The following is a 14,429-nucleotide window of genomic DNA, read 5'->3' as shown; positions in this document are numbered from 1 at the left end:
TGGCAGGGGGAACCATGGGGCTGGCCGGGGCATGGCGGGTCTCAGCCCCATGGGGCGGGCTCTGGACCCGAACTTGGCGGGCTGTCGGCGCGAACTTGGCAGGCTGTCGGCGCGAACTCTGCAGGCTGTGGGCGCGAACTTGGCAGGCTGTCGGCGGTAGACTGCCCCCGATGGATGCCACAGCCCCCGAGCAGCTGCAGGACGCCACGGCGTCCCCCGTCGCGGACCGACCGCTCAGGGTGGCCCTGTTCACCGACATGTACGGGCCCGGCCACAGCGGGCTGCTGTACGCGGTGCAGTTCCTCGAGGGCGAGTTGCTGCGGGCCGGCTGCGAGGTGCAGGTGGTGGCGCCGGCGTGCTCGGGCCCCAACCCCTACCGGGAGCACCCCCTGCGCACCGAGAGGCGCCTGAAGTCGATGCGGATCCCGGGCCTGCCGATGGCGGTGGCCGACGGCCGCGGCTTCGAGGCCGCGCTGGACGCCTTCGCCACCGACCCGCCCGACGTCATCCACGTGCACGGGCTGGGCTCGGTCGGCATGCTCGGCGTCTGGGCCGCCGACCGCCTCGAGGTGCCGCTGCTGGTCACGTGGCACACCGACTTCGAGGCCTATGCCGACCACTACGCGATGCTGACCCCCTTCATCTCGGCGTACTACCGCCTGCTGAAGGCCTCGACGCACGGCATGAAGCGACCCACGCTGCAGGACATGCGCCGCTGGGTGCGCGTGAAGTGGTGGAAGCGCGGCATGTCCCGCCGCAACCTGCTCAACGCCGCACGCGACATGCTCGAGTCGGCCGACCTGGTCACGACGCCGTCCGACAAGACGGCCGTCCGCGTGCGCGAGCTCGCCCCGCACAGCCGGATCAAGGTGGTGCCCAACGGCGCCGACGCCCTGCCCGAGGGCGGCCCCCCGCTGGCCCGCGGCGACGGCCCCCGCATCCTCTACGTCGGGCGCATCGCGCCGGAGAAGAACATCCAGCTGCTGCTGGAGGCCTTCGAGTGGGTGCGCGAGGAGATCCCCAACGCCGAGCTGATGTTCGTCGGCGACTGGAACGCCTCCAGCTGGCTCGAGGCCAAGCTCGCGATCGCACGCCGGCGCGGCGGGGTGATCCTGGCCGGACAGATCCCGCGCGAGGAGCTCGGCCCCTACTACGCCTCCAGCGACGTGTTCGCGTTCCCGTCGCTGACCGACACCCAGGCGCTCGTGCTGCACGAGGCCGCGCACGCGGGCCTGCCGATCGTGTCGGTCGACCACGAGCTGCGGCTGGTCCTGGACGACGGCGTCAACGGAGCCATCGCCCGTCCGACGCCCGAGTCGCTCGCCCGCCAGCTGGTGATGCTGATCCACAAGCTCGAAGACCCGGACTTCAAGGCCACCGCCCGCGCTCGCTCGCGCGAGATGGCGTCCTGGTGGACCATCGAGCACCAGTCGAACGCGATCCTCGAGCTGTACCGCGACCTGGCCGCGGGGCGTCCGATCGTCGAGTCGATGAAGGCCGTCCGGCCCGACGGGGCCTGAGCGTGGCCGAACCGTTGGCGTGCCCCTGCGGCACCGGCAAGCCGTATGCCGCCTGCTGCGGGGCGATCCACGACGGACGCCGGCCCGCGGCCACCGCCGTGGCCCTGATGCGCTCGCGCTACGCCGCGTTCGCGCTCGGCCTGTCGGAGTACCTGTGGCGCACCTGGCACCCGTCCACCCGCCCGGCCACGGTCGACCTCGACGACGACCTCGTCTGGACGGGCCTGGTCATCGAGGACAGCACCGGCGGCCAGCCGTGGGACGACGCAGGCACGTTGCGGTTCACCGCCTCCTGGACGTCCGGACGCCGCAGCGGCACCCTGCGCGAGACGTCGCGCTTCGCGTTCCTCGACGGGGCGTGGGTCTACGTGGACGGGTCCATCCACCACTGACCCCCGCGGCTCAACGCGCCGGGTCCGGGTCCCCGGCCGTGCGGCGGTGGCGGCGCGCCACCCAGCCCACGGCGGCCGCCGGGAGCAGCAGCGCCGCGCAGGCGATCGCGAGCCCGTTGTAGCCGATCAGGACCAGCACCGGACCGCTGAGCACCGCGGCGGCGGCCCCGCCGTAGCTCATCAGGGCGTCCGTGGCGCCCTGGAGCGGCACGCGCACGTCGCCGGCGTCCACGCCCGCGAGCAGCACCGAGGCGGCGATGGTGCTGGCCGACCAGCCCACCCCGAGCAGGAACAGGGCGACGGTGACCAAGGTGAGGTTGTCCTTCCAGGCGAACGCGATGGCCGCCGAGACGCCGAGGGTGATGATGCCCAGCAGGGCGGTGCGCATGGGGCCGACGCGGTCGGCGAGCCACCCGAAGAGGGGGCTGAGGGCGTACATGCCGAGGATGTGCAGGCTGATCACGAGCCCGATCACCGTGAGCTGGTGGTCGTGGTGGCCCAGGTGCACCGGCGTCATCGACATCAGGCCGACCATGACCGCGTGCGCCGTCACGAGCAGCACCACCGCGAAGCGGGCGACGGGGTGGCGGAACGCCCAGCCCAGGGCCGCCAGCGCGCCGGCGGGGCGGCGTCCGGTATCGGTGGGGGCCGCCCAGCCCGCCGGGCGGCGGTAGAGCAGGGCCGCGCTGAGGCCGGCCAGCGTGAACGCCGCGACCGAGAACAGGTAGGGCCCGGCGAGGTCGGGCAGGCCGAGGGGGCGTCCGACCTCGGCGCCGGCCGCGGTCAGGTTGGGGCCGATGACCGACCCGATCGTGGTGGCCCACACGACGACCGACATCGTGCGTCCGCGCCGGGCCGGGTCGACAAGCTCGGACGCCGCGTAGCGGGTCTGCAGGTTGGTCGCCTGCGCGGCGCCGAACAGGAGCAGGCCGGCGAACAGGATCCCCAGGATGCCCAGCCAGCTCGCCACGAGGACGACGACAGCCCCGGACGCTGCGGCTGCGTACCCGACGGCCAGCGCGCGGCCGCGGCCCCGCCGGGCGGCCAGGGTCGCGAGCGGGACGGCCATCAGGCCGGCGCCGAAGACGCTGAGCGCCTGGCCCACCCCGGCCAGGGCCGTGCCGCCGAGGCTGGCGGTGAGCAGGGCGCCGACCGCGATCCCGGAGGCCACGCCCACCCCGCCGAGCACGTTGCTGAGGATGAGTGCACCGAGGGACCGCGTCGAGGACATGCGCGTCAGGGTAGTCCCCGCCGGGGCATCGGTCCCTCGGCGTCAGCCCTGCTGCGCGGCGACCGCCGTGGCAGGATCGAGGCATGGACCCCCTACCGCGCGTCCGGCCGCCGGCCGGGATGCTGCTGCACCGGTTCACGGTGAGGCCGCGCCACCTGGACGACTGGCTCGCGCTCTGGCCGGCCGAGGCGGAGTCGCTGCGCACGGCGGGCTTCACCCTCCACCGGCTCTTCGTCGAGACCGATGCGGAGCCGAAGGTGACGCTGTTGGCGTCCCACCCCAGTCGGCAGACGCTGCCCGTGGCCCAGCCCGAGGCGCTGGCCCCGCACGTGTTCCGCAACGCCGTGACCCGACCGGTGCGGTGCGACCTGCTGACCACGGCGTCCGCCGCGACCGTCGCGGGCCGGATCGCGATCATGCGCCGGTACGCGATCGTGGGCGGCTGGGAACCATTCCTGGGCATCTGGGAGCGCATCGTCCCGGTACGGGAGCGGTACGGGTTCCGGTGCCTGTTCGCGGTGAGCGACGTCCCGCACGACCTGTTCACGTGGGCGTTCGACTTCGCCGGCACGTGGCCTGAGTTCCCCGATGCCCAGCGCGGCTACTACGCCGACCCCGAGCGCGTCGCGCTGCGCGAGGTGTTCCACCACATGGCCGACTACGCGATCCATCCGGCGCGGCAGGTGCTGGTGTGATCCCCCTCTGTGCAGCCCCGGGGGGACTCAACCGAGCATCGCCCGGAGCGTCCGGGCGTTGCGGACGGCGTTCCCGCCGCCGTCGTTGTTGAAGTAGGCGTACACCTCGCGGCCCTGGCCCTCCCACTCGCGGACACGGTCGGCCCACCACGCCAGGTCGGCGTCGCTGTACGAGCCGCCGTAGAGCCAGTCGCGGTCCGGGCCGTGGAGCCGGAGGTAGACCACCGGGGCGGTCGCGCGCAGCACGCACGGCAGGTGCGCCCCGGACATCACCACGTAGGCCGCCCGGTGCCGCTCGAGAAGGTCGAACACGTCGTCGCGGACCCAGGAGTCGTGGCGGAACTCCACCGCCACGGGCAGCCACCAGGGCAACTGCGCCAGGAAGTACTCCAACCGCGCGTCGTCGCGCGCCAGGCCCGGAGGCAGCTGCACGAGGAGTTGCCCCCGCTTGTCGTGCAGGGCGTGCCAGGAGGTCAGGATGCGCCCGACCCAGTACTCGGGGGCGTACAGCTTGCGGGCGTGCGTGAGCGCGCGCGGCGCCTTCACGGTCATGCGGAAGCCCTCGGGGAGGCGGCGCTGCCACGACGCGAAGGACGCGTCCCGGGGCCAGCGGTAGAAGCTGGCGTTGAGCTCGACCGTGGCGAACTCCGACGTGTAGATCCCCAGCCGGTCGGCGGGCCGGGCCCCGTGGTACAGCACGTCGTCCCAGTGGTCGTACGACCACCCCGATGTCCCGATCCAGACCATGCGTCCTGGCCGTCAGCGGCTCTCGGGGCGGAAGCCCCGCAGCAGGAGCGAGTTCGCCACCACGAAGACGGAGCTGAACGCCATGGCGGCGCCGGCGATCATCGGCGTCAGCATGCCCAGCGCGGCCAGCGGGATCGCGGCCACGTTGTAGGCGAACGCCCAGAACAGGTTGGTGCGGATCGTGCGCAGGGTGCGCCGCGACAGCCGGATCGCGTCGACGGCCAGCACCAGGTCGCCGCGCATCAGGGTGATGCCGGCGGCCTCCTTGGCGGCGTCGGTACCCGACCCCATGGCGATGCCGAGGTCGGACGCCGCGAGCGCGGCCGCGTCGTTCACCCCGTCGCCGACCATGGCGACCTGCCCGCGGGACTGGAGCTCGCGGACCACCGCGACCTTGCCCTCGGGGCGCACGTTCGCGCGCACCTCATCGATACCGACGCGGTCGGCCACGGCCCGGGCCGCGCGCTCGTTGTCGCCGGTGAGCAGCACCGGGGACAGGCCGAGGGCCTTCAGGCGGCCGATCGCGTGGGCGGAGGTCTCCTTGATCGTGTCGGCCAGGGCGACCACGCCGATCGGTTCGGCGCCGCGCAGCACGACGACGGGGGTCTCCCCGCGGCCCTGCGCGTTGTCGACCACGGACGCCAGCGGCTGCGGGAGCGAGCCCACGGCGTCCGGCCTGCGGACCGCGACCTCGACGCCGTCGACGGTCGCGCGCACGCCCTCGCCGGGGACGTTCTCGAAGTGCTGCAGCTCGCCCAGCCCGGCCGGGGATGCAGCGGCCACGATCGCCCGGGCGAGCGGGTGCTCGGAGCCGGACTCGGCGGTGCCGGCCAGCCGGAGCAGGTCGGCCTCGGTGATGCCGTCGGCGGGGTGCACCGCGACGACGCGGAGGTCGCCGCGGGTGACCGTCCCAGTCTTGTCGAGCGCGATGGTGCGGACGGTGCGCGCCCGCTCGAGCACGTCGGGCCCGGCGATGATCGCGCCCATGCGGGCACCCACACCGGTGCCGACGAGCAGCGCCGTCGGGGTGGCCAGGCCGAGCGCGCACGGGCAGGCGATGATCAGCACGGCGACCGCGGCGGTCGCGGCGAACAGCACGGTCTCGCCGGCCAACAGCCAGCCGGCGAACGTGAGCACCGCGATGACGAGGACGATCGGCACGAAGATGCCCGAGATCCGGTCGGCCAGCGCCTGGACGGGCGCCTTGCGGGTCTGGGCCTCCTCGACCATGCGGGCCATGCGGGCAAGCTCGGTGTCGCCGCCGAGGGCGGTCGCGCGCACGACGAGGCGTCCGTTGGCATTCAGGGTGGCGCCGAGCACCTTGTCTCCGGGGTTCTTGTCGACGGGGACCGACTCGCCCGTGACCATCGACTCGTCGACGGCGCTGGTGCCGGCCACGATGACCCCGTCGGTGGCGACCTTCTCCCCCGGGCGCACGACGAACTCGTCGTCGAGCTTCAGGAAGTCGATCGGGACGCGCTGCTCGACGCCGCCGCGCAGCACGGTGGCCTCGGAGGCGCCCATCGTCAGCAGCGCGCGCAGCGCCTCGGAGCTCTGGGTCTTCGAGCGGGCCTCGAACCAGCGCCCGGCGAGCAGGAACGTGGTGATACCGGCGACGGCCTCGAAGTAGACGGCCGCGGCGTCGGAGCGACCGATCGCGAACTCGAACGCGTGCGTGTAGTGCAGGTCGCCGGCGTGGGTGAACAGCAGCGCCCACACCGAGTACCAGAAGGCCGCCGAGGTCCCCAGGGAGATGAGCGTGTCCATCGTGGTGGCGCGGTGCTTGAGGTTGACCCACGCGGAGTGGTGGAAGCGGCGTCCGGCCCAGAAGTAGATGGGGGCGGTCAGCAGCAGGGAGGCCCACGTCCAGCCCGGGAACTGCAGGGCGGGCACCATCGCGATCGCGATGACCGGGATGCTGAGCACGACGGACAGGATCAGGTCGCGCTTGATGGGCGCGGCACGGTCGACCTCGGGCGCGGCCGGGTCGGGGTGCTTGGCGCCGTAGCCGGTCGATTCGACGACCTTGATCAGGTCGTCGGCGGTCGTGCCGAGCGGGACCAGGATCTTGGCCTTCTCGGTGGCGTAGTTGACCGACGCGATGACGCCGTCAACCTTGTTGAGCTTCTTCTCGATGCGCGCGGCACAGCTCGCGCAGGTCATGCCGTCGATGTCGAGTTCGAGGGACTCGCGACGTACGTCGGTCGTGGGCGTGGTGGCCACGGTGGATCACTCCTCGGTGCGGAGGACCGGCGTGTGGTCGGGGGATTCCCGAGGACGGACCGGTCCTGGCGAAAGGTGCTGCTCTGTATTCAGTTGTCGGACGGCTGAGCTTGTCGAAGCCCGGCCCGGAGCGGATCAGGCTTCGACAGGCTCAGCCACCCGTGGCGGCTCAGCCGCCCGGGTCAGGAGACGGTGTAGTCGCCCGCCTCGGCGACCGCCTCGACGATGCGGTCGAAGTCGACCGGCGCGTCGGAGGTCACCTTGAGCGAACCCGAGTCGAGGTCGACGTCGACGGCCGTCACGCCGGGGATGGCCGACACCTCCTCGGTCACCGCGTTGGTGCAGTGGCTGCAGGTCATGCCGGTCACGGTGTACTGGGCGACGGTGGCGCCGGCGTCCTCCTTGGACGAACCGCAGGTGCAGGGCTTGCCCTCGTTGCAGCCACAGGTGCACTCGGGGCCGCAGTCGCAGGTCTTCTCGACGGCCACGGGCGCCGCCTGCGCCTCGTTGCCGCCACCGCCACAGCCGCAGCCGCCGCACCCACAGCCACCGCCGCCGTTGGCGACGACCGTGGCGTCCTTGATCGAGAGGTCAACCATCAGTGTTCTCCTTGAGTCGTTTCGGGGTTCGAGTTCTTCGGCGCCTGAGTTTGTTTCGGGTGCCTGAGCCTGTCGAAGGCCTGGGCTTGCCCCAAGGCTAGCTGCGCACGAGGCGCGCGATGGCCTCGGACGCCTCCTGGATCTTCTCCTCGGCCGCCGCGCCACCCTCGCGGGCTGCGGCGACGACGCAGTGGGCCATGTGGTCCTCGAGCAGTTCGAGGGCGACCGACTGCAGGGCCTTCGTCATGGCCGAGATCTGGGTGAGGATGTCGATGCAGTACTTCTCCTCATCGACCATGCGCTGCAGTCCGCGGGCCTGGCCCTCGATGCGGCGCAGGCGGCGCTGGTAGTTGTCCTTGGCCGTGATGTAGCCGTGCTGGTGGCCGTCGGCGTCGTCGCCGTGGCACCCGCCACCCCCACACCCACACCCGGACGCCGCGGGCGTCAGTTCGCTCGCATCGTCGGGGACCTCGGTGACGCCGACCGCCGTGCTGTGCTCGCTCATGCTTCCTCCTTGCCCGGTCAACCATACCCCCTGGGGGTTTATTTCCCCAGTTCGCCGGCCCTGTTCACTTTCGCCTGCGCCTGTGGACAAACGGTGGATGACTCCACGCCATACCACTACACACCTCCGGGGAGTCAACCCCCCAGCCCAGTTGTCCCATCCCGTGGAAATTGCCCCGAACTCACAGGGAGTGAATTACATCGCCCCTTGCCACGGCCACTTTGGCGAGGATGGCTCCAGGATGTCCCCACCTACGACGGCGTGTCGTACACAGGGAGTCCGCCTCAGGTCCACAGCTATCCACATTTTCATCCACAGGGCCTGTGGTCGGCTCGGTTGAGAACCTCTCAGGTTGGGTCTAACGTCACGAGAACCCCCTACGGAGACGGCGCGAATCGAAGACTGTCAGACCCGGCTGCTGGGGTGGTGGCATGCAGAGAAGGAGCGCGAGGCGATGACGACCGACCAGCGAGGCGATTGGTCAGACAATGTCGTCCCGTTCGAGCGCGGCAACGGGTATGCCGACCGGACGCCGCCGCAGGACCTGGCCGCCGAGCAGTCGGTGCTGGGCGCGATGCTGCTGAGCAAGGATGCGATCGGCGAGGTCACCGAGGTGCTCAAGGGGCGTGACTTCTACCGCCCCGCGCACGAGTACATCTACGACGCGGTCATGGACCTGTACGGCTCGGGCGAGCCCATCGACGCCATCACCGTGGCCGACCACCTCGGCAAGAAGGGCCAGCTCCAGCAGGTGGGCGGCCACATCTACCTGCACGAGCTACTGAGCTCGGTGTCGGTGACCGCGAACGCCACCTACTACGCCGAGATCGTGCGCGACAAGGCCGTGCTGCGCCGGCTCGTCGACGCGTCGATGAAGATCTCGCAGATGGGCTACCAGGCCGAGGGCGACGTCACGAGCATCGTCGACCGGGCCCAGCAGACGATCTACGAGGTCGCCGAGAACCGCACCAAGGAGGACTACCAGCCGCTGTCGGAGCTGGTGGAGCTCACCCTCGACGAGATCGAGGCCCTCACCCAGCACGGGCAGATGGCCGGCGTCCCGACCGGGTTCATCGACCTGGACCACCTGACCAACGGCCTGCACCCGGGCCAGATGATCATCATCGCGGCGCGTCCCGGTATGGGTAAGTCGACGCTGGGGCTCGACTTCGCCCGCTCGGCCGCCATCCGACACGGCCTGTGCTCGGTCTTCTACAGCCTCGAGATGACGAAGTCCGAGATCGTGATGCGCCTCATGTCCGCCGAGTCGGGCGTGCCGCTGAACGCGATCCGCAAGGGCGACATGACCGAGGAGTACTGGCAGCGCATCTCGAACAAGACCGCCCAGGTGTCGCGGGCGCCACTGTTCATCGACGACTCCCCCAACCTGACGATGATGGAGATCCGCGCGAAGTCGCGCCGCCTCAAGCAGCGCAACGACCTGAAGCTGATCATCATCGACTACATGCAGCTGATGACCTCGGGCAAGAAGGTGGAGTCCCGCCAACTCGAGGTGTCAGAGTTCTCGCGCCAGATCAAACTGCTGGCCAAGGAGCTCGAGGTTCCCGTCGTCGCGCTGTCGCAGCTCAACCGTGGCCCCGAGGCGCGTCAGGACAAGAAGCCCATGCTGTCGGACCTGCGTGAATCGGGCTGCCTCACCGCCGACACCCGCGTGTTGCGTGCCGACACCGGTGCCGAGGTCACCATGGGCGAACTGTTGGCATCGGGTGAGCGCAACGTCCCCGTGTGGTCGTTGGACGCCGACGGCCGCATGGTCGCCCGCCCCATGACCCACGTGTTCAGCTCAGGAGTCAAGAAGGTCTACCGCCTGCGATTGACCTCCGGACGCGAGGTCAAGGCGTCCGCGAACCACCCCTTCCTGACTCGGGACGGCTGGATGCCTTTGGGCGAGCTGGCTGCGGGTACCGAGTTGGCGGTCCCCCGCTTCGTGCCCGAGCCCTTGAACCCCGAGCCCAGACCCCATGCGGACGTCCGAGATGCCGCCAAGGCGGTTGAAGGAGGAGCAGACTTGCCAGACTGGGTGCCATCGCTTCCCAATGATCAACTGGCGCTTTTCCTCAACTTCCTCGCGGCAGGCACAACCGGCCCCTTGTTCCAGACCCGGCACCGCAGGCTCGCCGACGACCTGGCGCGCCTCTGGCTGCGTCTGGGTGCCGTGGCGGACGTTCAAGGCGGAGACTACGGATCGAGATTCGTCTTGGATGCGTCTCCGTTCGGAGCACCGGCAGACGGAGCGAAGGACATCCGCTGGCATGTCATCGCGTCTATCGACTACTTGGGCGAAGAAGAGGTGTTCGACGCCACCGTCCTCGACACCCACAACTTCGTCGCCGACGGCATCTCGGTACACAACTCCCTCGAGCAGGATGCCGACATGGTGATCCTGCTTCACCGCGAGGATGCCTACGACAAGCAGTCCCCCCGCCAGGGTGAGGCCGACTTCATCGTCGCCAAGCACCGTAACGGCGCAACGGACACCCTGCCTGTGGCCTTCCAGGGCGCCCTGAGTCGTTTCGTGGACATGCAGCGATAGCTGGGCGCAACAGCAGCCGCAACATTCGAGCTGCTTCGGTCGCGAACGGGGCCGAAGCAGGCCTATGGATCCGCAATCGTTGCAGGGACCACGTAACTGTGAACGGTGCGGTCTCGTCGGACCTGAGTTGGACCTCTGCAGCGGATTTCGGGTTTCGGCCATGTATCGCGGCTAGTCAGTCGCATTTGGGCGTCGGGTTCGGGGCACTAAAGGCCCGGTAGGATCGCCCGGTGAGCCCGTTCCTGCGGAAGGTGAAGACCGCTTCGGGGGCCACTGCGGTGCAAATCGTCGAGAAGCGCCATGGGGTCCGCACGATCCTGGAGCACCTCGGGTCCGCCCATGATGAGGCCGAGTTGGCGGCGTTGATGCGGGTCGGCCACGACAAGCTGCACGCGAACCAGCCGGCGCTGGAGTTGCCCGGCGAGCGGGGGGTGCGGCCGGGGGTGGCGGTCATCGAGGGGAAACGCTCCCAACTATTGGTCGACGTGGTCCGTGACTCGTGGGGACGACTCGGGTTCGACGCCATCGAGGATGAGGCGTTCTTCCAGCTGGTGCTAGCGCGTCTGGTGGAGCCCACGTCGAAGCTGGACAGCTTGCGGGTCATCGCGGAGCTCGGGCTGGTGCCGGTGCACCTGTCCACGGTGAAACGCTGCCTGAAACGCTGTGCTGACAAGGGCTATCGCGACAAGATCGCGCAGGCGTGTTTCCAGCATGTGTGGTCCGAACAGGGCGGGGATGTGTCCCTGCTGTTATACGACGTCACGACGTTGTACTTCGAGACCGACACCGAAGACGACCTCCGCAAGGTCGGGTTCAGCAAGGAACGTCGGGTCGACCCACAGATTGTGGTCGGTCTCCTGGTGGACCGCACGGGCCACCCGTTGGAGATTGCCTGCTTCGAGGGCAACAAGGCCGAAACGCACACGATCATCCCGGTCATCAAGGCGTTCCAGCAGCGGCACGGTGTGGCCGACATGGTGGTCGTCGCCGACGCCGGCATGTTGTCGGCGGCAAACCTGAAGGCGATCGACGAGGCCGGGTTGCGGTTCATCGTCGGGTCCCGCGTCGTCAAGGCCCCGCACGACCTGGCCAAGCACTTCCGCTGGCACGGCACTGCGTTCACCGACGGCCAGGTCATCGACACGATCACGATGCGCTCCACCGCCCCCGACCCCAACCGCGTGAAGACACGCGCCGAGCCGGTGTGGGACCCCGCGGTGCATCCCACGGCGTGGCGAGCCGTGTGGCAATACTCGGCCAAGCGAGCAGCCCGGGCGCCCGGACGGTCGCGAAGCCAGCGGTGGATCGCGACGTCGATCTGGGATTCATCCCACTCCGGGTTTTCCCGCGCCAGCCGAGCGCGCATCATCTGCTCGCCCACCTCGAACAACTCCAAGGCGGTGCGCAGGCGGCTGGCGGCGCTCCCCATGCGAGGAACTCTAGTGCGCCACCCGAGCGCCCCTGTCTGGCTAGCGGGGAAACGCTTCGTGCAGGTCCCACTGCAGTCCGGCAATGCGTTCGGCTGCGAGAGGACCCGGTTGCCTCAGGGTTTCGCGCAACTTTCGCGGATGGACGACGTCAACGTCTTGCACCGAAAAGGTGCCGCCCAGGAGGGGCCAGTCGGCGTCCAAGAAGCACAACACCCCGCGGACTTGGACGTCTGGGTGTGGTGCCAGTGCGTCGCGGACCAGCTGGCCTGCTTGTGGACCCCATCGACCAGCGGCGACCGATTACGTCCCCCAACCAGGAGGAGCTCTCGCCGAGGACTGAAGAGGCCACCCTCGACGCGCAACGTGGGCCGCTGGTTGCGGTACCGCTTCGCATCGATGACGAATACGCCCAACCGGCTGATGGCGATGTGGTCGATGTTGGCCCGGCTCCTTGGGATACGGCGGTCGTTGAGGACCCGCACATCCTCGCCCGCCACCTGACGCAACGACTCCCCCACCGACTGCTCGCCGGACGCTCCCTGCGCCCAGGCCTTGGTGCTCTGAGGGTCATCGAAGACCGCCAACAAGACTTTCCCCAGGCGGGGGTGGGCCGACGTCACGCGGTCGTGTCTTGCCTGGTGCCGACGCTCGAACTCGCGCGCCGCGGACGCCCCTGCCTCACCCTCCACGTAGCCCAGTTCCACCCGCTCAGGGGCAGCCGTCGGAGCGCTGTGGCAGCCCAAGCAGCGCACAACCTTGGCATCCCGGTCCCAGATGGCCTGCACCCCCGCCGCGAGCGCGACACCGCAGCCGGCGCAAGCTCCGTCGTACCGCAGGCGCATGCGTTTGACGCTGGCCCCGCTACCGGTGGTCATGTCGAGAGCCTAACCCGGCAGTCGAGGCTGAGCCGGCCAAATGGGGACCGCCCGAATGCGTGCCATGGCACCCCAACGGGCGGTCCCCTTTGCGGGGTCGGCCAGCGAGCCGCACTGGCGTTGGCCGAACAGGTCACCCAGATCCACTCCCCCGCCGCTCACAGCGCTCCGGCCGATGCCCTCACCGCCGAGCAGGCCTCGGCCGTCGCGTGGCTCGCGGTCGTCATGAACGCTTGGAACCGCGTCGCGATCACCAGCCACTACCCCGTGGGGCCCTGACCCCATCGCGATCGCGCAAGCCCGGGTCAGTGCGCCAGCCCCACCCAGGCCTGCCAGGCGAGAAAACCGTTCAACACCCACCCGACCACGATCAGCACGTTGTCGTACAGGCCCTCGTACGGCAGCGCGATCGCGTTGAACACCACGAGTCCGACGCACGCCAGGAGCGTCGTCCACAACAGCACGGTCGCGGGCAGCAGCAGCGACAGCAGCATCATCGCGATAGGGATGATCATGAAGGCGGCCGCCACCAGCCACATCCAGGGCTGGGTGGGCTGCCCCTCGATCCGGCCGGGCCGGTAATGGCCGGCGAAGATCCGCAGCACGTCGCCGAGCAGGTAGACGAACATCAGCGCGGCCCAGCCGAACGCGAGGATGATGCGTAGGGCGTCCACGTCACGGCCTGACGATCAGGCTGCCGACCTTGCGGCCGGAGTCGACGCGGGCGTGGGCTTCGGCGATGCGGTCGAGGGGCAGGACATCGTCGAGGACGACCCGCACCTCCCCCTTCGCGACGAGATCGAGCAGGTGAGCGAGGTCGGAGGCACGCTCGGGGCCACTGCCGGCCTTGACATTGCCGCGGGCCAGCACGGTGTCAGCCAAGCTGGCCACCGCCAACAGCAGCACCCCGTCGGGGGTGAGCAGCCGGCGCCCGGTATGACGGTCGAGGACCCCCACGGCGTCCAGCACCACATCGAACCGGTCGGGCAGCGTCGTGACGTCGACGGCCCGGTGGTCGATGACGCGCTCAGCGCCGAGCGAGCGCACCAGGTCGGCGTTGGCCGCCGAGCAGACCCCCGTGACGGACGCCCCCGCCAGCCTCGCCAGTTGCACCGCCATCGTGCCCACCGCCCCGGACGCCCCCACGACCAGGACACTGCGCCCCAGCTGCACCTCCGCCCGGTCGCGGAGAAACCACAGCGCGGTCAGGCCACCGAAGATGACGCCCGCGGCGTCGTCGTGGCTCACACCCTCGGGCACCGACACGACGCGGTCGGCGCGCACGGCCACGAACTCGGCGTGCGCCCCCATCGCCATGCCGGTGGTGCCGGCCACGACGTTACCGGGAGCGACGCCGGTGACGTCCGCGCCGACGGCCTCGACCACCCCCGAGAAGCTCCCGCCCAACACTGGGATGCGCGGCAGCCGCACCCCGAACATGAGCGGCGCCACCCCGCCGAACCCCCGGGGGAACCGGCGCCCGCGGATGCGGGAGTCGGCCGAGTTCACGCTGGCGGCGACGACGCGCACGAGCACCTCCCTGGGGCTGGGCGTCGGGATCGGGCGGTCCTCGATGCGCAGCACCTCGGGGCCGCCGAAGGTGTCGTGCACCGCGGCCCGCATCGCGCTTACCTTACGGGTGTAAGTCGTCATGGTGC

13 protein-coding genes and 1 pseudogene are annotated in these 14,429 nt (G+C 70.1%); 6 read left to right on the top strand and 8 right to left on the bottom strand.

Annotation, left to right across the window (positions count from 1 at the left end):
- The first annotated feature begins 170 nt into the window (after positions 1-170).
- Positions 171-1,520, top strand: coding sequence for a glycosyltransferase (locus J4N02_RS02765; RefSeq protein ID WP_188333979.1), 1,350 nt, complete (start codon positions 171-173; stop codon positions 1,518-1,520).
- Between the two features lie 2 nt (positions 1,521-1,522).
- The gene (locus tag J4N02_RS02760) at positions 1,523-1,912 is read left to right on the top strand and encodes a YchJ family protein (protein ID WP_243760856.1); all 390 of its coding nucleotides are present in this window, start codon (positions 1,523-1,525) and stop codon (positions 1,910-1,912) included.
- Between the two features lie 10 nt (positions 1,913-1,922).
- Here the strand turns inward: J4N02_RS02760 and J4N02_RS02755 are convergent, their stop codons facing one another.
- On the bottom strand, positions 1,923-3,143 hold the full coding sequence (locus J4N02_RS02755) for an MFS transporter (protein WP_188333978.1): 1,221 nt from the start codon (positions 3,141-3,143) through the stop codon (positions 1,923-1,925).
- Positions 3,144-3,226: 83 nt separating this feature from the next.
- Here J4N02_RS02755 and J4N02_RS02750 point away from each other — a divergent pair, with 83 nt between their 5' ends.
- Complete coding sequence (locus tag J4N02_RS02750; RefSeq protein WP_188333977.1) at positions 3,227-3,838, top strand: hypothetical protein; 612 nt, start codon at positions 3,227-3,229, stop codon at positions 3,836-3,838.
- A 27-nt stretch (positions 3,839-3,865) separates the two neighbouring features.
- Here the strand turns inward: J4N02_RS02750 and J4N02_RS02745 are convergent, their stop codons facing one another.
- The 4 genes from J4N02_RS02745 to J4N02_RS02730 all read right to left on the bottom strand — a co-directional run bounded on the left by J4N02_RS02745 (position 3,866) and on the right by J4N02_RS02730 (position 7,912).
- Positions 3,866-4,585 (bottom strand): DUF72 domain-containing protein, encoded by a 720-nt coding sequence (locus J4N02_RS02745; RefSeq protein ID WP_188333976.1) that lies wholly within the window; start codon positions 4,583-4,585, stop codon positions 3,866-3,868.
- A 12-nt stretch (positions 4,586-4,597) separates the two neighbouring features.
- On the bottom strand, positions 4,598-6,808 hold the full coding sequence (locus J4N02_RS02740) for a cation-translocating P-type ATPase (RefSeq protein ID WP_260519439.1): 2,211 nt from the start codon (positions 6,806-6,808) through the stop codon (positions 4,598-4,600).
- Between the two features lie 182 nt (positions 6,809-6,990).
- Positions 6,991-7,407 carry a heavy-metal-associated domain-containing protein gene (locus tag J4N02_RS16715; RefSeq protein ID WP_223202539.1) on the bottom strand — a complete coding sequence of 139 codons (417 nt, stop codon included), beginning with the start codon at positions 7,405-7,407 and terminating at the stop codon, positions 6,991-6,993.
- Between the two features lie 97 nt (positions 7,408-7,504).
- Positions 7,505-7,912 (bottom strand): metal-sensitive transcriptional regulator, encoded by a 408-nt coding sequence (locus J4N02_RS02730; RefSeq protein ID WP_188333975.1) that lies wholly within the window; start codon positions 7,910-7,912, stop codon positions 7,505-7,507.
- A 454-nt stretch (positions 7,913-8,366) separates the two neighbouring features.
- Here J4N02_RS02730 and dnaB point away from each other — a divergent pair, with 454 nt between their 5' ends.
- Positions 8,367-10,466 (top strand): replicative DNA helicase, encoded by a 2,100-nt coding sequence (gene dnaB / locus J4N02_RS02725; RefSeq protein ID WP_188333974.1) that lies wholly within the window; start codon positions 8,367-8,369, stop codon positions 10,464-10,466.
- Between the two features lie 365 nt (positions 10,467-10,831).
- A pseudogene (locus J4N02_RS17315) lies at positions 10,832-11,578 on the top strand (IS1634 family transposase); the annotation flags it as partial.
- A 431-nt stretch (positions 11,579-12,009) separates the two neighbouring features.
- On the opposite strand, the gene J4N02_RS17310 reads toward J4N02_RS17315, so the two are convergent.
- Entirely contained in the window at positions 12,010-12,738 is a 729-nt protein-coding gene (locus J4N02_RS17310) for a nuclease-related domain-containing protein (RefSeq protein ID WP_397421800.1), read from the bottom strand.
- A gap of 153 nt (positions 12,739-12,891) precedes the next feature.
- Between J4N02_RS17310 and J4N02_RS02715 the strand changes: the two genes are divergently transcribed.
- Positions 12,892-13,050, top strand: coding sequence for a hypothetical protein (locus tag J4N02_RS02715; RefSeq protein ID WP_182816720.1), 159 nt, complete (start codon positions 12,892-12,894; stop codon positions 13,048-13,050).
- Between the two features lie 26 nt (positions 13,051-13,076).
- On the opposite strand, the gene J4N02_RS02710 is transcribed toward J4N02_RS02715, so the two are convergent.
- Together J4N02_RS02710 and J4N02_RS02705 are read right to left on the bottom strand one after the other, a co-directional pair.
- Positions 13,077-13,445, bottom strand: coding sequence for a hypothetical protein (locus J4N02_RS02710; RefSeq protein WP_182816718.1), 369 nt, complete (start codon positions 13,443-13,445; stop codon positions 13,077-13,079).
- Position 13,446: 1 nt separating this feature from the next.
- Positions 13,447-14,424: an NAD(P)-dependent alcohol dehydrogenase gene (locus J4N02_RS02705; protein WP_223202665.1), complete on the bottom strand. Its 978-nt coding sequence runs from the start codon at positions 14,422-14,424 to the stop codon at positions 13,447-13,449.
- Positions 14,425-14,429 lie beyond the last annotated feature (5 nt).

This window comes from Propioniciclava sp. MC1595, assembly GCF_017569205.1.
Classification (GTDB): Bacteria; Actinomycetota; Actinomycetes; order Propionibacteriales; family Propionibacteriaceae; genus Propioniciclava.
This window is presented reverse-complemented; position numbering and strand designations above follow the sequence as displayed.